General features: G+C 53.3%; 21 protein-coding genes. 9 read left to right on the plus strand and 12 right to left on the minus strand.

Translation table 11 applies throughout. The features are described from left to right. The first annotated feature begins 4 nt into the window (after positions 1–4). Entirely contained in the window at positions 5–1423 is a 1419-nt protein-coding gene (gene gltD, locus JGF26_RS18130; RefSeq protein WP_023309377.1) for a glutamate synthase subunit GltD, read from the plus strand. 29 nt (positions 1424–1452) lie between these two features. Here the strand turns inward: gltD and sspB are convergent, their stop codons facing one another. The 5 genes from sspB to zapE all read right to left on the minus strand — a co-directional run bounded on the left by sspB (position 1453) and on the right by zapE (position 5152). Then, entirely contained in the window at positions 1453–1950 is a 498-nt protein-coding gene (sspB, locus tag JGF26_RS18135; RefSeq protein ID WP_024906337.1) for a ClpXP protease specificity-enhancing factor, read from the minus strand. Between the two features lie 5 nt (positions 1951–1955). Beyond that, a complete protein-coding gene (gene sspA, locus JGF26_RS18140; protein WP_028017010.1) occupies positions 1956–2594 on the minus strand; it encodes a stringent starvation protein SspA in 639 nt (212 codons plus the stop codon). Between the two features lie 309 nt (positions 2595–2903). After that, positions 2904–3296 carry a 30S ribosomal protein S9 gene (rpsI, locus tag JGF26_RS18145; protein ID WP_003860436.1) on the minus strand — a complete coding sequence of 131 codons (393 nt, stop codon included), beginning with the start codon at positions 3294–3296 and terminating at the stop codon, positions 2904–2906. A gap of 15 nt (positions 3297–3311) precedes the next feature. Further along, a complete protein-coding gene (gene rplM, locus JGF26_RS18150; RefSeq protein ID WP_003860434.1) occupies positions 3312–3740 on the minus strand; it encodes a 50S ribosomal protein L13 in 429 nt (142 codons plus the stop codon). Positions 3741–4027: 287 nt separating this feature from the next. Continuing rightward, entirely contained in the window at positions 4028–5152 is a 1125-nt protein-coding gene (gene zapE, locus JGF26_RS18155) for a cell division protein ZapE (RefSeq protein ID WP_049007554.1), read from the minus strand. A gap of 189 nt (positions 5153–5341) precedes the next feature. On the opposite strand from zapE, the gene zapG reads away from it, so the two are divergent. The 3 genes from zapG (at position 5342) to degS (ending at position 8439) form a co-directional block, all read left to right on the plus strand. Next, positions 5342–5740 carry a Z-ring associated protein ZapG gene (zapG, locus tag JGF26_RS18160; RefSeq protein ID WP_008502832.1) on the plus strand — a complete coding sequence of 133 codons (399 nt, stop codon included), beginning with the start codon at positions 5342–5344 and terminating at the stop codon, positions 5738–5740. A 171-nt stretch (positions 5741–5911) separates the two neighbouring features. Continuing rightward, on the plus strand, positions 5912–7279 hold the full coding sequence (degQ, locus tag JGF26_RS18165) for a serine endoprotease DegQ (RefSeq protein ID WP_134708501.1): 1368 nt from the start codon (positions 5912–5914) through the stop codon (positions 7277–7279). A 92-nt stretch (positions 7280–7371) separates the two neighbouring features. Beyond that, positions 7372–8439 carry an outer membrane-stress sensor serine endopeptidase DegS gene (gene degS / locus JGF26_RS18170; protein WP_028017007.1) on the plus strand — a complete coding sequence of 356 codons (1068 nt, stop codon included), beginning with the start codon at positions 7372–7374 and terminating at the stop codon, positions 8437–8439. 90 nt (positions 8440–8529) lie between these two features. Here the strand turns inward: degS and mdh are convergent, their stop codons facing one another. After that, on the minus strand, positions 8530–9468 hold the full coding sequence (mdh, locus tag JGF26_RS18175; protein WP_028017006.1) for a malate dehydrogenase: 939 nt from the start codon (positions 9466–9468) through the stop codon (positions 8530–8532). 397 nt (positions 9469–9865) lie between these two features. Between mdh and argR the strand changes: the two genes are divergently transcribed. The 3 genes from argR (at position 9866) to yhcN (JGF26_RS18190) (ending at position 11351) form a co-directional block, all read left to right on the plus strand. Beyond that, complete coding sequence (argR, locus tag JGF26_RS18180) at positions 9866–10336, plus strand: transcriptional regulator ArgR (RefSeq protein ID WP_003860428.1); 471 nt, start codon at positions 9866–9868, stop codon at positions 10334–10336. A 374-nt stretch (positions 10337–10710) separates the two neighbouring features. After that, positions 10711–10974 (plus strand): peroxide/acid stress response protein YhcN, encoded by a 264-nt coding sequence (gene yhcN / locus JGF26_RS18185; protein ID WP_032666799.1) that lies wholly within the window; start codon positions 10711–10713, stop codon positions 10972–10974. A gap of 110 nt (positions 10975–11084) precedes the next feature. Next, on the plus strand, positions 11085–11351 hold the full coding sequence (gene yhcN / locus JGF26_RS18190; RefSeq protein WP_024906332.1) for a peroxide/acid stress response protein YhcN: 267 nt from the start codon (positions 11085–11087) through the stop codon (positions 11349–11351). 66 nt (positions 11352–11417) lie between these two features. Here yhcN (JGF26_RS18190) and JGF26_RS18195 read toward each other — a convergent pair whose 3' ends face one another. The 5 genes from JGF26_RS18195 to aaeX form a co-directional block, all read right to left on the minus strand. Beyond that, the gene (locus JGF26_RS18195) at positions 11418–11690 is read right to left on the minus strand and encodes a barstar family protein (protein WP_008502839.1); all 273 of its coding nucleotides are present in this window, start codon (positions 11688–11690) and stop codon (positions 11418–11420) included. Positions 11691–11735: 45 nt separating this feature from the next. Further along, complete coding sequence (locus JGF26_RS18200; RefSeq protein WP_028017003.1) at positions 11736–13190, minus strand: NAD-dependent succinate-semialdehyde dehydrogenase; 1455 nt, start codon at positions 13188–13190, stop codon at positions 11736–11738. Between the two features lie 89 nt (positions 13191–13279). Next, positions 13280–15247 carry a p-hydroxybenzoic acid efflux pump subunit AaeB gene (aaeB, locus tag JGF26_RS18205; protein WP_108091095.1) on the minus strand — a complete coding sequence of 656 codons (1968 nt, stop codon included), beginning with the start codon at positions 15245–15247 and terminating at the stop codon, positions 13280–13282. A 5-nt stretch (positions 15248–15252) separates the two neighbouring features. After that, entirely contained in the window at positions 15253–16185 is a 933-nt protein-coding gene (gene aaeA, locus JGF26_RS18210) for a p-hydroxybenzoic acid efflux pump subunit AaeA (protein ID WP_134708500.1), read from the minus strand. A gap of 7 nt (positions 16186–16192) precedes the next feature. After that, positions 16193–16396: a p-hydroxybenzoic acid efflux pump operon protein AaeX gene (aaeX, locus tag JGF26_RS18215; protein WP_003860416.1), complete on the minus strand. Its 204-nt coding sequence runs from the start codon at positions 16394–16396 to the stop codon at positions 16193–16195. Positions 16397–16575: 179 nt separating this feature from the next. On the opposite strand from aaeX, the gene aaeR reads away from it, so the two are divergent. Beyond that, positions 16576–17502, plus strand: coding sequence for an HTH-type transcriptional activator AaeR (aaeR, locus tag JGF26_RS18220; protein ID WP_028017000.1), 927 nt, complete (start codon positions 16576–16578; stop codon positions 17500–17502). Positions 17503–17721: 219 nt separating this feature from the next. Continuing rightward, complete coding sequence (locus JGF26_RS18225) at positions 17722–18336, plus strand: YagU family protein (protein WP_028016999.1); 615 nt, start codon at positions 17722–17724, stop codon at positions 18334–18336. 47 nt (positions 18337–18383) lie between these two features. Here the strand turns inward: JGF26_RS18225 and tldD are convergent, their stop codons facing one another. Further along, entirely contained in the window at positions 18384–19829 is a 1446-nt protein-coding gene (gene tldD / locus JGF26_RS18230) for a metalloprotease TldD (protein ID WP_028016998.1), read from the minus strand. Positions 19830–19904 lie beyond the last annotated feature (75 nt).

The raw sequence follows: 19904 nt of genomic DNA on the forward strand, positions 1-19904 counted from the left end.
TCAGATGAGTCAGAACGTATACCAGTTTATCGACCTGCAGCGTGTTGATCCGCCAAAGAAACCGCTGAAAATCCGTAAAATTGAATTTGTTGAAATCTATGAGCCGTTTTCAGAAGGCCAGGCCAAAGCACAGGCAGACCGCTGCCTGTCCTGCGGTAACCCTTACTGCGAATGGAAATGTCCGGTGCATAACTACATCCCGAACTGGCTGAAGCTAGCCAACGAGGGGCGTATCTTTGAAGCCGCCGAGCTGTCTCACCAGACTAACACCCTGCCGGAAGTGTGCGGCCGCGTGTGTCCTCAGGACCGTCTGTGTGAAGGCTCCTGTACGCTGAACGACGAGTTTGGCGCAGTGACCATCGGTAACATTGAGCGTTATATCAACGATAAAGCGTTTGAGATGGGCTGGCGTCCGGATATGACCGGCGTGAAGCAAACCGACAAGCGCGTGGCAATCATCGGCGCGGGCCCGGCGGGCCTAGCCTGTGCGGACGTGCTGACCCGCAACGGCGTGAAGGCGGTAGTCTTTGACCGTCATCCGGAGATCGGCGGTCTGCTGACCTTCGGTATCCCGGCCTTCAAGCTGGAAAAAGAGGTCATGACCCGTCGCCGTGAAATCTTTACCGGCATGGGTATCGAGTTCAAACTGAATGTGGAAGTAGGCCGCGATGTACAGCTCGACGATCTGCTGAAAGATTACGACGCCGTATTCCTGGGCGTGGGCACCTATCAGTCCATGCGCGGTGGGCTGGAGAACGAAGACGCGCCGGGCGTTTACGACGCTCTGCCGTTCCTGATTGCTAACACCAAGCAGATCATGGGCTACGGCGAAACCGCCGATGAGCCGTTCGTCAGCATGGAAGGCAAACGCGTTGTCGTACTGGGCGGTGGTGATACGGCGATGGACTGCGTGCGTACCTCCATTCGTCAAAATGCGGCACACGTGATCTGCGCCTACCGTCGTGACGAAGAGAACATGCCGGGCTCTAAACGCGAAGTGAAAAACGCGCGTGAAGAGGGCGTGGAGTTCCAGTTCAACATCCAGCCTCTGGGTATCGAAGTGAATGCCAACGGTAAAGTGAGCGGCGTGAAGATGGCGCGTACTGAGATGGGTGCGCCGGATGCGAAAGGCCGTCGTCGCGCCGAGATCGTAGCCGGTTCTGAGCATGTGATCCCGGCCGATGCCGTCGTGATGGCGTTCGGTTTCCGCCCTCACAGCATGGAGTGGCTGGCGAAGCACAGCGTGGAGCTGGACTCTCAGGGCCGCGTCATTGCACCTGAAGGCAGCGACAATGCTTTCCAGACCAGCAACCCGAAAATCTTCGCCGGTGGCGATATCGTTCGCGGTTCTGACCTGGTGGTCACCGCGATTGCCGAGGGTCGTAAGGCGGCAGACGGTATACTGAACTACCTGGAAGTGTAAAAAAAACAGGCCCGATTGGGCCTGTTTTTTTATTTGACGACGCGAAGAGCCGGACGACCACCGCGCGGAGGCGGATCGTCATCAGGATCATTGTCGTCATGATGATCGGGTTTATCGCCATCAATAAGCGACATCACCGTGTCGCTTTCGCGCTCATCGGATGCGTTGTCATCATTCAGGCTGGCAACATCCTCGTCGTATGCTGCTTCCGGCTCAAACATCGTGCCTGCGCCGTTTTCACGCGCGTAGATCGCCAGTACCGCAGCCAGAGGAACGGACACCTGACGCGGCACACCGCCAAAGCGCGCATTAAAGCGCACTTCGTCGTTGGCCAGTTCCAGGTTGCCCACCGCGCGCGGCGCGATGTTCAGCACGATCTGTCCGTCACGCGCATATTCCATAGGAACCAGCACGCCCGGCAACGTCACATCCACAACCAGGTGCGGCGTGAGCTGGTTATCCAGCAGCCATTCATAGAAGGCGCGCAGCAGATACGGACGGCGTGGGGTAAGTTGTGACATTTCCACAGTCATTAGCCTCGGCCAAGACGCATTTCACGTTCAGGTTCAGTTAACGATGCCAGGAATGAATCACGTTCAAATACGCGAGTCATGTAGCCCTTCAGCTCTTTCGCACCCGGACCGCTGAACTCTACGCCCAGAGTCGGCAGACGCCACAGCAGCGGTGCCAGGTAGCAATCCACCAGGCTGAACTCATCGCTCAGGAAGAATGGCTTCTGACCAAACACAGGGGCAATTGCCAGCAGCTCTTCACGCAGTTGCTTACGTGCTGCGTCGGCTTCAGAAGAGGAACCGCTAACGATAACGTTCATCAGCGAGTACCAGTCTTTCTCGATACGCTGCATGTACAGGCGGCTTTCACCACGCGCGACAGGGTAAACCGGCATCAACGGCGGATGTGGGAAACGCTCATCCAGATATTCCATAATGATACGGGATTCCCACAGGGTCAGCTCGCGATCCACCAGCGTCGGTACGCTTTGGCTCGGGTTGAGATCGATCAGATCCTGAGGTGGGTTATCCTTTTCCACATGCTCGATCTCAAAACTGACACCCTTCTCGGCCAGCACGATACGAACCTGATGGCTATAAATGTCAGTAGGACCAGAAAACAGCGTCATTACCGAACGTTTGTTGGCAGCGACAGCCATGAAAACCTCCAGGTATATTCAGAATTTTTACTGCTACCGGCCCAACAGGGGCCAGCCAGATGTTGTATCGCCCATCCCAGAGAAAACACATTGTTCAAGAATCGAACAAAAATCGAGTATTCACCGATATTTGGGCAGAAAATTGGATGATAGTTTACCAGATTTTGATGGCTTTGTGGTGAGGGGATTCTGGAAATGTGGAAAAAGAGGAGATATATGAATTTATATTGTGGATAACCTGCACATTATCCATAAAAAAACCCGCCGAAGCGGGTTTTTCGCCAATCGTTCTGCGTAAGCAGAAAATGATTAACGTTTGGAGAACTGTGGACGACGACGTGCTTTACGCAGACCCACTTTCTTACGTTCAACCTGACGAGCGTCACGAGTAACGAAGCCAGCTTTACGCAGTTCAGAACGCAGGGATTCGTCGTACTCCATCAGAGCGCGGGTGATACCGTGACGGATCGCACCTGCCTGACCGGAGATACCACCACCTTTAACGGTGATGTACAGATCCAGTTTTTCTACCATGTCAACCAGTTCCAGCGGCTGGCGAACTACCATGCGGGCAGTTTCGCGACCGAAGTATTGTTCCAGAGAACGCTGGTTGATTACGATTTTACCACTGCCCGGTTTGATGAAAACGCGAGCTGCGGAACTTTTGCGGCGACCAGTGCCGTAGTATTGATTTTCAGCCATTGCCTATAATCCCGATTAGATGTCAAGAACTTGCGGTTGCTGTGCCGCGTGGTTGTGCTCGTTACCTGCGTAAACTTTCAGTTTACGGAACATAGCACGACCCAGCGGGCCTTTTGGCAGCATGCCTTTAACCGCGATTTCAATCACACGCTCAGGACGGCGAGCAATCATCTCTTCAAAGGTCGCTTCTTTGATACCACCGATGTGGCCGGTGTGGTGGTAGTACATTTTGTCAGTACGCTTGTTGCCGGTTACAGCAACTTTATCAGCGTTCAGAACGATGATGTAATCACCGGTATCAACGTGCGGAGTGTATTCCGCTTTATGCTTACCGCGCAGGCGACGAGCCAGTTCAGTAGCCAGACGGCCCAGAGTTTTACCGGTCGCGTCAACAACATACCAGTCGCGCTGTACGGTTTCTGGTTTAGCTGTAAAAGTTTTCATTAAAAGCTTACCCAAATAATAAGTTACACGTTGGTGAACACCCAAACGTTTAGTCAGTTGAGGTTCACACGACAAAGTCCGGCAAACCTACCCCTTCGAATAGCACATGCCGACACATAGAAAGTTTCGGGAAAAAAACCTTCTCGTAACGTGGGGTCGCAAGATTATAGAGAAGTTGAGGTCAAAGATCGACCCTTAAATGTGATTTGGAATGGGTTTTTCGGGGGGAGGTATTGCGCGGTCTGGTGCCCTCCCCCAGTTCCTCTCCCACAGGGAGAGGCTGGCATTTATGGCATATGCTCAAGCTTGAGGTATTCCTCGCTCTGCATCTCCTGCAGACGCGAGAGGCAACGCTGGAACTCGAACTTCAGCCGCTCTCCCTGGTAGATCTCATATAAAGGTACCTCAGCGCTAATCACCAGCTTGACGTGCCGCTCATAAAATTCATCCACCAGCGCAATGAAGCGTCGTGCTTCGCTCTCCATCAGCCGCGTCATGACCGGAACGTCCAGCACCATCACGGTATGGAACAGGCGTGAAAGCGCAATATAGTCGTGCTGGCTGCGGGCATCCACACAAAGTGTTGTGAAGGAGACGGCCAGCGTTTGATTCTCTACGCCAAGCGTGGGCAACGGGCGGTGGTTAATCTCAAGCTCCGGAGCGTTTTCACGTTTTGCCCCCGCCAGCGCCAGCCAGAGTTTATCCATTTGATGGGTTGTCTCGGCGTTCAGCGGTGAGAGCCACAGGTGCGCCTGGGTCAACGTACGCAGCCGGTAATCCACCCCGGCATCCACATTCATAATGTCACAATACTGCTTGATGGCGTCGATGGCAGGCAGGAAACGTGCGCGCTGCAGACCGTTGCGGTACAGCTCGTCCGGCGGGATGTTCGATGTGGCAACCAGCGTAATCCCGCGTGCAAACAGCGCTTTCATCAGGCCGCCCAGCAGCATGGCATCGGTGATGTCAGAAACAAAAAATTCGTCAAAGCAAAGCACGTCCGTTTCCGCCTTAAACCTGTCGGCCACAATCTCAAGCGGATCGCTTTTGCCCTGCAGTGCAGTTAGCTCTTCATGCACCCGCAGCATAAAACGATGGAAATGCAGACGCTGCTTACGTTCGCCCGGCAGACTCAGATAAAACAGATCCATCAGCCAGGTTTTTCCGCGCCCTACGCCGCCCCACATATATAAGCCGCGTACAGGAGCATGAGCCTGTGGTGCTTTTTTACCGAGCAACCGCCCAAATGCCGCCTTTAGCCCACCATTCTGTTCGACTTCAGCAGGTTTTGCCGTGAGTTCCTGATAAATCATCTCCAGACGGCTTACCGCCTCACGTTGAACGTCATCCGCTTGATGAGTGCCGTCGTTAAGGGCCAGTTGATAACGCGATGCAGGGGACAGGTTTTGCATAATCTTATTGTTATTCCTTCAATTAAACCTCACCAGCAGCCGTGACTGATGAAAAAAAGGCCGTTCTACACTACGCGATGATACGTCAGGATTCCACTTCTACAGAAATAGCGGTTATAGTGGCATTATCAGGCACAGGCAGGAGCCGAGCCAACACCCTACGGAACAACAAGACAACGGGAGAAGTTCATGACCTGGGAATATGCGCTAATCGGTTTAGTCGTCGGCATCGTCATCGGTGCTGTGGCCATGCGTTTCGGTAATCGCAAATTGCGTCAGCAGCAGTCACTGCAGTACGAACTGGAAAAGAACAAAGCGGAACTGGAAGAGTATCGTGAAGAGCTGGTCAGCCACTTTGCCCGTAGCGCCGAGCTGCTGGACAACATGGCGACCGACTATCGTCAGCTGTATCAACATATGGCAAAAAGCTCCAGCAGCCTGCTGCCGGAAATGACCGCGGAAACTAATCCGTTCCGCAACCGTCTGGCAGACTCTGAAGCCGGTAACGATCAGGCACCCGTTCAGATGCCTCGTGACTATTCAGATGGCGCTTCCGGCCTGCTGCGTGGCGGTGTAAAACGCGATTAATCGCACAACCTGAATTTATTTTACGGGCGCAGCGATTGCGCCCGTCCTTTCTTCATGACCCCAGCTATCATTTAGTTAAGCACCTCATTGTTCAGCGGTTTAAAATTCAATAACATCAACGTGTTTTTGGGGCCGTTTTTCCTTTATTCCAGGTTACGAGAGTCAACATCGATGAAGAAAAAAAACCAGCTGTTGAGCGCTATCGCGTTAAGTGTCGGGTTATCTCTCTCGGCGTCCTTCCCTGCCCTTGCCGCCATCCCCTCTCAGGTGCCCGGTCAGGCGGCCATTCCAAGCCTCGCGCCGATGCTGGAAAAAGTGTTGCCTGCGGTCGTCAGCGTACAGGTTGAGGGTACGGCTGTACAAAGCCAACGCGTACCGGAAGAACTGAAAAAATATTTTGGCGATGAAGCTCCCGACCAGCAGGCTCAGCCTTTTGAAGGTCTGGGTTCAGGCGTCATTATTGATGCGGCCAAAGGCTATATTCTGACCAACAACCATGTCATCAGCCAGGCCGATAAAATCAGCGTACAGCTTAATGATGGACGTGAATTTGATGCCAAACTGATTGGCGGCGATGACCAGAGCGATATCGCGCTGTTGCAGGTGCAGAACCCGAGCAACCTGACTCAGATTACCATTGCGGACTCCGACAAACTGCGTGTCGGTGATTTTGCCGTTGCCGTGGGCAACCCCTTTGGTTTAGGGCAGACCGCCACCTCCGGGATCGTCTCGGCGCTGGGACGTAGCGGCCTGAATCTGGAGGGGCTGGAAAACTTTATTCAGACGGATGCCTCCATCAACCGTGGGAACTCCGGCGGGGCATTGCTCAACCTTAATGGCGAGCTGATTGGGATTAACACGGCTATTCTGGCCCCTGGCGGCGGCAGCATTGGAATTGGTTTTGCCATCCCCAGTAACATGGCCAAAACGCTTGCCCAGCAGCTGATCGAGTTCGGTGAAATCAAGCGCGGGCTGTTGGGGATCAAGGGAATGGAGATGAGCGCGGATATCGCCAAAGCGTTCAACATCAACGTGCAGCGGGGCGCATTTGTGAGTGAAGTCCTGCCAAACTCCGGTTCGGCAAAAGCCGGCGTGAAATCGGGCGATGTGATCGTCAGCCTGAATGACAAGCCGTTGAGCAGCTTCGCAGAGCTACGTTCACGCATTGCCACGACAGAACCTGGCGCCAAAGTGAAGCTGGGCCTGATTCGTGACGGCAAGCCGCTGGACGTTGAAGTCACGCTGGATAAGAGTACCTCGTCATCTGCCAGTGCGGAGCTTATCGCCCCAGCGCTGCAAGGGGCAACGTTAAGCGATGGGCAGTTGAAAGACGGAACGAAGGGCATTAGCATCGACACCGTTGAGAAGAGCAGCCCTGCCGCGCAAGCAGGATTACATCAGGATGATGTCATCATTGGCGTAAACCGTAATCGCGTGCAATCCATTGCCGAACTGCGCAAGGTGCTGGAAAGTAAACCGGCGGTTATTGCCCTGCAGGTTATGCGTGGCAATGAATCTATCTATATTCTGTTGCGCTAAGCATTTGCGATGCCGGACATCACCGCTGCGTGTGATGTCCGGATAACTCATGTTATGCTGCAAATCGTCCCTTTTTTAACGACACGCGCATCATGCTTTTAAAGCTCTTACGTTCAATTGTCATCGGTTTGATTGTCGCTGGCCTGCTGCTGGCGGCAATGCCGTCTTTACGTCAGTTTAATAAACTGACGGCTCCCCAGTTCGACAGTACGGATGAAACGCCGGCCACCTACAACCAGGCCGTTCGCCGTGCCGCACCTGCCGTGGTGAATGTCTATAACCGCGGCCTTAATAGCTCAACCCATAACCAACTGGAGATCCGCACCCTCGGCTCTGGGGTGATTATGGACGAGCGCGGCTACATTATTACCAACAAGCACGTGATTAACGATGCCGACCAGATTATCGTTGCCCTGCAGGATGGCCGCGTGTTTGAGGCGTTACTCGTGGGGTCTGACAGCCTGACCGACCTGGCCGTCCTGAAAATCAACGCCACGGGAGGTTTGCCTATCATTCCCATCAATCGCAAACGTACCCCTCACATTGGCGACGTCGTCCTGGCTATCGGTAACCCTTATAACCTGGGTCAGACGATTACCCAGGGAATTATCAGTGCGACGGGTCGTATTGGCCTCAACCCCTCCGGGCGGCAGAACTTCCTGCAAACCGATGCGTCGATCAACCGCGGTAACTCCGGCGGTGCGCTGGTTAACTCACTGGGTGAGCTGATGGGTATCAATACCCTCTCGTTCGACAAGAGCAACGACGGCGAGACACCGGAAGGGATCGGCTTTGCCATTCCGTTCCAGCTGGCGACCAAAATTATGGATAAACTGATCCGTGATGGACGGGTGATCCGTGGTTATATCGGAATAGGTGGCCGTGAAATTGCACCAATGCATAACCAGGGCGGCGGTATTGATCAGATTCAGGGCATCGTGGTCAACGAGGTATCACCTGGCGGCCCGGCAGACAACGCGGGAATTCAGGTTAACGATGTCATTGTGTCAGTTAATGGTACGCCAGCGGTCTCGGCACTGGAGACCATGGACCAGGTCGCAGAGATCCGACCGGGCTCTATTATCCCTGTTGAAGTCATGCGCAATGATAAGAAACTCACGCTGCAGGTGACGGTTCAGGAATACCCGGCAACAAACTGACAGCCATAAAAAAACCGAAGCCAGTGAGTGCTTCGGTTTTTTTTGCCGGGTGGCGCTAACGCTTACCCGGCCTACGAGAGACGGTTCGTTTTACTTGTTAACGAACTCTTCGCCCAGGGTGATATCTTTCTTCAGGGTATCCAGCATGCCTTCCATCGCGTGTTGTTCAAACGCGCTCAGTTTGCCGATAGGCTGACGTTCTTCGATACCATTTTTACCCAGCAGCAGCGGTTGAGAGAAGAAGCGAGCGTGTTCGCCGTCGCCTTCAACGTAAGCGCATTCAACAACGCCTTTCTCACCCTGCAGAGCGCGAACCAGTGACAGACCGAAACGTGCAGCCGCCTGGCCCATAGACAGAGTTGCAGAACCGCCACCCGCCTTCGCTTCCACCACTTCGGTGCCCGCGTTCTGGATACGTTTGGTCAGGTCAGCCACTTCCTGCTCGGTGAAGCTAACGCCAGGGATCTGCGACAGCAGAGGCAGAATGGTGACGCCAGAGTGTCCACCAATGACCGGAACTTCCACTTCGGTTGGCTGTTTGCCTTTCAGCTCAGCAACAAAGGTGTTGGAACGGATAATATCCAGCGTGGTCACGCCGAACAGTTTGTTTTTGTCGTAAACACCCGCTTTCTTCAGCACTTCTGCCGCGATAGCAACAGTGGTGTTCACCGGGTTAGTGATGATACCGATGCACGCTTTCGGGCAGATTTCAGCGATCTGCTGCACCAGGTTTTTCACGATGCCAGCGTTGACATTGAACAGGTCTGAACGATCCATACCGGGCTTACGCGCCACGCCTGCAGAAATCAGCACCACGTCGGCACCCTGCAGAGCAGGACGCGCGTCTTCACCGGAGAAGCCTTTGATTTTCACAGCTGTCGGGATGTGGCTCAGGTCAACCGCCACACCTGGGGTTACCGGAGCAATATCGTACAGAGAGAGTTCTGAGCCTGAAGGCAGTTGAGTTTTCAGTAGTAGGGCAAGCGCCTGGCCGATACCACCAGCAGCGCCGAGGACTGCGACTTTCATCCTAAACTCCTTATTATGGTTAACTTAAGTATCTGTAACTCCGTTGCGGCGACCATAATTCAGCGAGTAAATAATTACAATTTTCGTAGCTAAAGAATTTGAGGTCACGCGGCTTTATCTCTCACCAGAAGACTATCTGACGACAGACGGCAACGAATTAAGAGGTGGTTACAATACACCCTGCCCCGCCACCAAAACAACATCATTTTGATAACATTTAATTTACTTTTAAGCTTATTTGCGCGGCGTGACCCAGGCATGTTTTCTGATAACGAAATCTGATAAAATCACTCCCTTTCATAACATTATTTCAGACTACCTCCCGGTAGATAATTTGCATAAAAATTCATCCACATGCATAATAATGTTGTTTCTATCGTCATATTCCGGGTGACTTATGCGAAGCTCGTCTAAGCAAGAAGAATTAGTAAAGGCGTTTAAAGCGCTACTCAAAGAAGAGAAATTCAGTTCTCAGGGAGAAATTGTTCAGGCGTTACAGGAACAAGGTTTCGATAACATCAATCAGTCGAAAGTCTCCCGCATGTTAACCAAATTTGGCGCGGTGCGTACCCGTAACGCCAAAATGGAGATGGTCTATTGCCTGCCAGCTGAACTTGGCGTGCCGACGACCTCCAGCCCGCTGAAGAATTTGGTTCTGGATATCGACTATAACGACGCCGTCGTAGTGATCCACACCAGCCCTGGCGCTGCGCAGTTGATTGCTCGCCTGCTGGATTCCTTAGGTAAAGCGGAAGGTATTCTCGGTACAATCGCTGGGGACGACACCATCTTTACCACCCCGGCAAATGGTTTCTCCGTCAAAGACCTCTACGAGGCAATTCTGGTTCTGTTCGAACAGGAACTCTAATCCCCCCTCCCCGCAGCACCGCTGCGGGGATCGTTCTGCTCCCGCTGCGTTTCCCACTCGATTCCACTGCCCTGACTTTGACAAATAATGCTTTTTACCACCCATTAACATTCACCCAGTGAATGCTAAATCAAAAAATCGCACAAAAAATCAAAAGCTGATATCAATATGATTTTATTAGATATAACTGCACGAAGTGGACGATAAATAGCCAATATTATGCAATTTGGTTATAAAAAACGAACGGGTTAACACGTAATAACAATAGTAACAATTAGTCTGGTATTAATTTTTTTGGTTATTAGTGTATACTTGATTTTGTGATGAGGGTCACGAAACAAGACCCCACGAAAAAATTCGACGAGGTAAAAATCATGAACATTAAAACTACTGTAGCGGCGCTGAGCGTCCTGTCTGTCCTGTCATTCGGTGCTTTCGCTGCTGATTCAATCAATGCTGACCAGGCGCAATCCCGCCAGGCAATCGGTACGGTTTCTGTCGGTGCAATCGGTACGTCCCCGATGGACATGCATGAGATGCTGAACAAGAAAGCGGAAGAACAGGGTGCATCATCCTACCGCATCATTGAAGCTCGTTCAGGTGACCACTGGCACGCTACTGCTGAGCTGTACAAATAAGTTTTAGCAATAACTGAAGACATAAATCTCCACTCAACGGCACCAGGCATAAAAATAGCTGTTTAACCCTTCTCGCCGTTGAGCAACAACCCTATTCAGGAGTAAAGACTATGAAAACCAAATTGATCATCGCAACCCTCGGTCTGGCCTCAGTTCTCTCTTTCGGCGCAAGTGCAGCCGTACAGCAAGTGAATGCCGACCAGGCACAAAATCTGCAGCCTATGGGCAGTGTATCCGTAACGTCTGTCACTGGTTCACCAATGGATATTCGTCACGAACTGGCCGCAAAAGCTGAAAAAGCAGGTGCCAGCAGCTATCGTGTCACCGAACTGAATCAGGGTGACCACTGGCATGCTACGGCAGAACTGTATAAATAAACCCTCGTCGTATTTCATCATACGACTTGCCCCTGACCTGCTGGTCAGGGGCTTTTTTTATGTCATTCAATGGCGCGCGTTAAAACGCAGTTGCCCTTCCAGCTCTTCTTCCGCTTCATCGAACAGTAATATCAGTGCGCCAAAACGTCTGCGCAGCTTATCGGGTAAATGAATGAACTCAATCTCCAGCGGGAGTGGCAACAGACTGCCGGTCACCACGTCCCACAGGGTATCCAGATTCGTCACGCTTTCCCGTTCAAGATCAAACACGCGGATAAATTCACGATAGAAGTCTTCCTGACTGTCGATCTCGTCAAAATCAAACGTATAGGTTTTCATTGCCAGCCACCCAGTCCAGGCGAGCGGCAGTTGCCGCCCGGTCTATTATAATCCCCCGATATGCAGGGTTTTGACTTCCAGATATTCTTCCAGCCCCAGCACGGAGCCCTCGCGTCCAAGGCCTGACTCTTTTACCCCGCCAAAAGGCCCCAGTTCCGTAGAGACGGCGCACTCGTTAATGCCAATCATCCCGCTCTCGATGGCCTGAGAAACACGGAAAACGCGTGAAAGGTTTTGGGTGTAGAAGTAAGCCGCCAGGCCATAAGGCGTGTTGTTGGCACGCTGGATGACCTCATCTTCTGAAGTGAAACGGAAGCACGCCGCAACCGGTCCAAACGTCTCTTCTTCTGCCAGCTTCATGCCTTCATGGCAGTCACCCAGTACGGTTGGCATCCAGAAATTCCCGCCAAGCGAATGGGGTTTCCCCCCTGCCAGCACAGTTGCCCCGCGGGCAACGGCATCGTCGACATGCTCACGCACCTTGTTGACCGCAGCAGGTTCAATCAGCGGTCCGACGACAACCCCCTCTTCAAGACCATTCCCCACCTTCAGCGCCTTTACCGCATCGGCAAGTTTATTCACAAACTTGTCGTAGACGGTTTCCTGAATATAGAAACGGTTAACGCTCACGCAGACCTGCCCGGCATTGCGGAATTTGTTGGCGATAGCACCCTTAACCGCTGCGTCGATATCCGCATCCTCAAAAACGATATATGGGGCATTTCCCCCCAGCTCCATTGAGACTTTTTTCATAGTGTCTGCGGCATTACGCACCAGCGTTTTGCCGACGGAGGTAGAACCGGTAAAGGAGATTTTACGCACGTCACGGCTGGCCATGATCGCATCGCTGATTTCATGGGTATTCCCGGCCACGGCGTTGAGAACACCGTCGGGCACACCGGCCTGTTTAGCCAGGGTAAGCAGCGCAAAAGCACTGAGCGGCGTGTTATTGGCCGGTTTGATCACCCCGGTACAGCCCGCAGCAAGCGCCGGGCCTAATTTTCGGGTGAGCATCGCCATCGGGAAGTTCCACGGTGTAATCGCCGCGACAACACCAATGGGTTCGCGGGTCGCCAGAATGCGGGAACCGGGTTTGATCGGCGGAATAATTTCCCCGTTAGCGCGCTTGGCCTCTTCGGCAAACCACTGGATAAAGCTGGCCGCGTACTCCACCTCTCCTTCCGCTTCTTTCAGAGGCTTGCCCTGCTCGGTGGTCATTAACCGCCCGAGCCAGCTTTTATTTTCAATAATCAGTTCGTACCAGCGGTAAAGGATGGCCGAGCGTTCTTTCGCGGTTTTGGCTCGCCATGCCGGGAAAGCGTTGGTGGCTGCGGCAATCGCAGCTTCGGTTTCCGCTTTACCCGCTTTCGCGACTTTAGCGATGACCTCGCCGGTCGCCGGGTTAAGTACATCAAACGTCGTGTCCAGCGTTTTCCAGATACCATTAACCAGATACCCGGTCTGAAAAAGGATGTGGTCCTGAAGCGTCTCAGTCGTCATGTGTCCTCCCTTTCTGAATGTAAGAACGTGCTGGAATTAAGTATAGCCACAAAAAAACCGACGCTTTGGCGTCGGCTTTTTTACTTCAGTCAGTTATCTGTGAGGGCATTCTGGTAGCGGTGCAGCATAAACACCAGCCGTCCTACTGGCTCGGTTACCTGAGGCGGAGCTTCCCAGACTTTAAGCTTCTCCTGGTAGATATCGAGCTCTTCAAGCAGTTGCGTAAAGTAACGACGGCGTTTGTCATCGCTGGTCGCGGAAAGTACATGGTCGGCAGTGCGGCGTAGCTGACGGTGGAAAGCCGACAGATCGTCGTTGATCGGCACAGGTGCGTTACGCAGACGCTGGTGCGCGATGATCATGGTTAATGCCAGCCGGAACTTAGCGATGTCACCCGGGAACTTATTCAGCAGTAAAAACAGCTGCTGATAGAGCGCCGGTAAGTGGTTTTCTTTGCGACGTGCGGTATTGGTGGTCATCGACGACACGGCAGCGGAAACAAACTGGTTCAACAATACACGGCCCGTTCTTGCCTGTGAGTTATCGCGCACCAGCAGAATAACCATCATTGCCAGGAAACACCCCACCAGCTGACCCAATGCGCTGTCGAGGAACTGGCTGAAATGGAAGGTCATCGGGTTATCCAGCACAATGATGTTAATCGTACTGGCCAGCGCCCCCAACGATCCCAGACGGCGCTTTTGCACTTCTATACCGATAAAGAACGCCATCACCGCCAGGCTTATGCAAAGCAGCAACATGCTCTGTTGCGTGGACGGGATGATCACCAGGAAATAGAGCGCGCCTATCGGCAAGGCGGCAATGGTGCCATACAGGAAATCAATGGCGACCATACGCGGGTTGGGCAGACGCATCGCCAGTGCAGTCACAACGGCAATCATCACCATTGCACCGCTGCCGGACGTCCAGCCTGTCCACAACCAGAACAGCGTACCGAGCATGCAGGCGAGCGTCGTGCGCCAGAAGTTGACCATCGCGTGATGACGCTCGGCAGATTCCGCCTTAATCACCACTTCTCCCTGCAGCACCTCTTCTTCCGTAGCGCTGATTTTGGTATTGCTAACCACGCCGCGTTTCAGCAGCAGGTAGCGCGTCGCGGACCCGACCCAGGTGTAGATGGTCACTGGTGTGTCGCGTTCCCCTGTCCAGGCAATGACCCGCCGCATGCGCTTAAGCTGCTTATGCACGTCCTGCACGGTTTCCACCGGCTCGGCAAACAGCTCGCGGAACGTATCGGTCACCACTTCCGGACGGGTGTTCTGGATCAGATAGGTTTCGCACGCCTGGGTAATCAGCGTTAAGGAGACCGTATTGAGGGCTTTAAGGCGACGGTTAGCCCGGGCCCAGCGCGAAGACTCTATATTAAGGTTACTGCGCATCCCTTCCAGCGCCTGCGTGCGACGTACCAGCCCGCTCCAGGCCTTATCCACCTCTTCACTGTCACCATGCTTGATGCAGAGCTGCATCAGCTGGTACTGGGCAACAATCAACGCATCCAGCTCGCGATCCACCTCTTGCTTGATAGAGCGAGGGGAGAAAAGCAGGTCAGCAACAATCGCGCAAACAATACCAATCACAATCTCACTGCAACGCTCCACGGCGAACTGTGGCGCAAGCAGCGGCTCGCTTTGGATAGTAATGACGATAATCAGCGCGGTGTAACCCGCCAGTCCCCAGGCGTAGGAGTTTTCCACTTTCACCAGAGACGAGACCCAGGTGCAGAAGCCCGCCCAGATACAGCACACCATCAGCATCAGCAGTGGGGTGCGGATCATCAAAATAATAATGGTCAGCGCCGCGAAACAGCCGATAAACGTCCCAATGATACGCAGCATCCCGCGATAGCGGATCGCACCAGAGTAAGGTTCACCACCGGCGGCAAATGCCGGACCAGCCGCGACAATTGCCGCCGTCAGCACCGCCCAGCGCGGGGTTTCAAGCTGGAAGTGGAAGCCAACAAACAGTGCCAGCACGATGGCACACGCCAGCTTCACGGCGAAGCGAATGTGTTGGTTGGCGATGGAGAAGATACCCATAGCGATTAGCCAAACTCGCGCAGACGGTGGGCAATTTTACGGAAGATCGACTCCTGGCTGGCATCCCGGTCTTTAGCGCCGGTAATCACCACCGTCGCCGTGGTACCCGCAGGCCACACATTCCCCTGCTGTTCGTCCAGATGGATACGCACCGGCACACGCTGAGCCAGACGCACCCATTCCAGGTTGGAGTCCACTGTCGCCATCCCTTTTGCATCCTTAGAACTGCTGGCGTTGGTCACCCCTGCCGCGACGCTGTCGACGGTACCTTTAAAGACGCGGTTACTGCCAAGCGGTGTAATTTCGGCACGATAACCCGGACGTACGCCTTCCAGTTTGGTCTCTTCCATATAAGCGAGCACGTAGAAGGAGTTCTGTTTAACCAGCGCCACGGCCGTTGAGCCACGGGTGATAAATTCACCGGCATAGACATTAAGGTTAGTGACCCAGCCATCGGCTGGCGCGCGGATCACGGTGCGCTCCAGATCGAGCTTTGCCAGATCGCGCGTCGCTTGCGCTTTGGCCATCTGGTGCAGCACGGTTTGCAGCACGTTATTGGACTGGTCGATCTCTTCGCGGGACATAGCCTGAATACCTAACTGGTTACGGCGGCCTGCCTCACGGCGTTTCTCTGCCGCCAGCGCCTGATAATAGGCCACGTCAGCTTCCGCTTCTTCCAGTGCTTTCTGGTAGCGAGGCTGGTCGATGGTGAACAGAACCTGATTTTTTTTCACCAGCTGGTTATCGTGAACGTTGACCGCCGTGATAAGACCGGCCACGTCGGGGGCTATGGCCACGACATCGGCGCTGAAACGCGCATCGCGTGTCCACGGTGACTCCGTGTAATAGACCCAGGCCCGAAAAATAGCGATGAAGGCGAGGATAACCAGCGCCATGGTGATGACGGTTCGGGAGATTTTTCTTGTTAGTGTTTTCACATCAACCTCAGACAAACATGCGCGATATCAGGTAAAACAGGCAGCAATACAGCGCGGTATTGAACAATGCAGGGTGCCAGACGAAATCGTAGATCCCGGTAGGAACCAGCACCTTGCGCACCAGCCAGAAGATCGCCAGTGATAAAAGAAGCTCGAAAAAAATCGGTGGGAACGACAGACCGAACACCACGATAACGGGAAACAGACTCATGTTGACCTTGATAAGAGAGAGTGCAGGCTACAGAATTTTTTAGCGCACGCCATCGCAGAAGAGCAAGAAATGCCGGGCGAGAATGGCGCAGCCGTTAAGTAATTAATAATATATTAACGTAACTGTTATGCTGTTATCTATAATATGTGATCTAAATCACTTTTAAGCCAGAGTGAACAATGGAACGTTTAAAACGCATGTCAGTCTTCGCCAAAGTGGTTGAACTGGGCTCTTTTACCGCTGCTGCACGCCAGCTTCAGATGAGTGTCTCTTCAATCAGCCAGACGGTGTCCAAACTGGAAGATGAGCTTCAGGTCAAGCTGCTCAATCGCAGTACCCGCAGCATCGGGCTGACAGAAGCGGGTAAAATTTACTATCAGGGTTGTCGCCGCATGCTGCTTGAAGTGCAGGATGTCCACGAACAACTCTATGCTTTCAACAACACACCTATCGGCACACTGCGCATCGGTTGTTCTTCAACTATGGCACAAAATGTCCTCGCTGCCATGACAGCGGACATGCTGAAAGAGTATCCAGGATTAACCGTGAATCTGGTGACGGGTATCCCTGCGCCGGACCTGATTGCTGACGGGCTGGACGTGGTGATCCGCGTTGGGGCATTGCAGGATTCCAGCCTTTTCTCGCGCAGGCTGGGCAGTATGCCGATGGTCGTTTGCGCCTCGAAAAGCTATCTGGCGCAGTACGGTGTCCCTGAGAAACCCGCCGATCTCACCAACCACTCATGGCTGGAATACAGCGTTCGACCCGACAATGAATTTGAACTGATTGCTCCGGAAGGGCTCTCCACCAGACTGCTGCCAGAAGGCCGGTTTATCACCAACGATCCAATGACCATTTCGCGTTGGTTAGTGGCAGGAGCCGGGATCGCCTACGTGCCGTTGATGTGGGTGATCAACGAGATCAACAGCGGTGTACTGGAGATCCTGTTCCCTCGCTACCAGTCCGATCCGCGCCCGGTATACGCCCTGTACACAGAAAAAGACAAGCTACCACTCAAGGTGCAGGTGTGTATTAACTATCTGACAGACTATTTTGTGGACGTGGCGGAACTGTTTCAGGGGATGCGAGGAAGAAGTAAGGAATAATTGATTATCGCGGATAAGCATATATTATATGAATATGTCCTGGATGAGATGCACATTCATTCAGGAATATTCCCTCACCACTATCAGTAATAGCTAATTGACACTTCCGTTACCCTCCCCTTACCTTATTAGAAGTCTGGCACTCAGACTGTTATTAATTTGTTACTGATATGAATAATAAAATGTATTCCGCAGGATGACATTGAACAAGGAAAAGAAATGAATATATTTGAACAAACACCACCTTCGCGCAGGCGCTATGGACTCGCCGCGTTCATTGGTTTGATCGCAGGGATTGTCTCTGCATTCGTGAAATGGGGAGCGGAGGTGCCACTTCCACCACGTAGCCCTGGTGATTTATTCACTGCCGCATGCGGACCAGAGCAATTAATAAGAGCCGCAACTCAGATTGACTGCTCGCGTAATTTTCTCAATCCGCCTTATGTATTTTTACGCGACTGGCTGGGCGTCGTCGATCCTAACGCGGCGGTTTATACATTCGCCGGACATATATTTAACTGGGTCGGCGTAACACATATTATTTTCTCAATCGTCTTCGCCGTAGGGTATTGTGTAGTTGCGGAAGTCTTCCCGAAAATTAAACTCTGGCAAGGTTTGCTGGCGGGTGCGTTAGCCCAGCTTTTTGTCCACATGATCTCCTTCCCGCTGATGGGTCTGACACCGCCGCTGTTCGAACTTCCATGGTACGAACACGTCTCAGAAATCGTGGGTCATTTAGTCTGGTTCTGGTCGATCGAAATCATTCGTCGTGATTTGCGTAACCGCATCACGCACGAGCCCGATCCGGAAATACCGCTGGGTAACTTACGTTAAAAAAAAGGCGCTACCTCTGTAGCGCCATTTTTTTATGCATCGTCAGATCAGGCAGTGCCGCCCACCGTCAAATTGTCGACTTTCAGCGTCGGCTGGCCTACGCCAACCGGCAGGCTCTGCCCCTCTTTACCGCAGACGCCCACACCGTTATCCAGCTTCAGATCGTTACCGACCATGGAAATCTGCTGCATGGCTTCAATACCGGAGCCAATCAGCGTCGCACCTTTCACCGCTTTGGTCACTTTACCCTTCTCAATCAAGTACGCTTCTGAGGTAGAGAAGACAAATTTACCGGAGGTGATATCCACCTGGCCGCCGCCAAAGTTTGGCGCGAAGATGCCGTAATCGACGGATTCGATAATCTCCTGCGGTGTGGATTTGCCCGGCAGCATATAGGTGTTAGTCATACGCGGCATCGGTAGATGTGCATAGGACTCACGACGGCCGTTACCCGTTGGCGCTACGCCCATCAGGCGCGCGTTGAGTTTGTCCTGCATGTAGCCTTTCAGCACACCGTTTTCGATCAGCACATTGTATTGGCCAGGCGTACCTTCATCGTCGATAGCCACCGAGCCACGGCGATCGCGCATGGTTCCATCATCCACCACCGTGCAAAGCTCAGACGAGACAAGCTGCCCCATCTGGCCGCTGAATACGGATGTACCACGACGGTTAAAGTCACCTTCCAGACCGTGGCCCACCGCTTCGTGCAGCAGAACACCCGGCCAGCCAGCCCCCAGAACGACCGGGAATGTCCCCGCCGGCGCCGCGACGGCATTCAGATTCACCAGCGCCATGCGCACGGCTTCTTTTGCCCACGCGTCAGCGCGTGCTTCACCGTCAACATCGCCCAGGAACCAGTCATAGCCGAAACGGCCGCCACCGCCGCTTGAGCCGCGCTCGCGTTTGCCGTCGTCATCGACCTGCACGCTGATGGAGAGACGGACCAGTGGACGAACATCCGCGGCCAGAGTACCGTCCGTCGCCGCAACGAGAATCAGCTCATAGACGCCGCTCAGGCTGGCAGAGACTTCCTGCACACGCTTATCGGCAGCACGCGCCACTTTGTCCACGCGGCGCAGGATATCCAGCTTCTCTTCGCGGCTCATGCTCTGCAGCGGATCAATGCTGGTATAGAGCGCAGAGTGCTGCACTTCACCCAGCGTTTTCACACGACCATCGCCGGTATCACGCACAATGGTACGCGCAGCCTGAGCACTCTGCTCCAGCGCGGCCAGGCTAATCTGATCGGCATAAGCAAAACCGGTTTTCTCGCCGCTAACGGCACGGACACCGACGCCCTGGTCGATGTTATAAGAGCCGTCTTTGATGATGCTGTCTTCTAAAACCCAGGATTCGTGATAGCTCGACTGGAAATAGAGATCGCCGTAGTCGAGACGGCGTTCGGTCAGTTGACCAAGAATGGAGAACAGGTCCTGATGGCTCAGGCCGTTCGCTGCGAGCAAATGTTCACTTACCAGGTTCAGACTCATCGTATTGCTACTCGTTCGTTGCCGCCTGTGGCGGTATAAAGATCGTATTTATTGAGAGTGAGGCAATTACCTGCC

Origin of the sequence: Enterobacter sp. E1 (assembly GCF_016809815.1) — a bacterium.
GTDB classification, from domain to species: Bacteria; Pseudomonadota; Gammaproteobacteria; order Enterobacterales; family Enterobacteriaceae; genus Enterobacter; species Enterobacter adelaidei.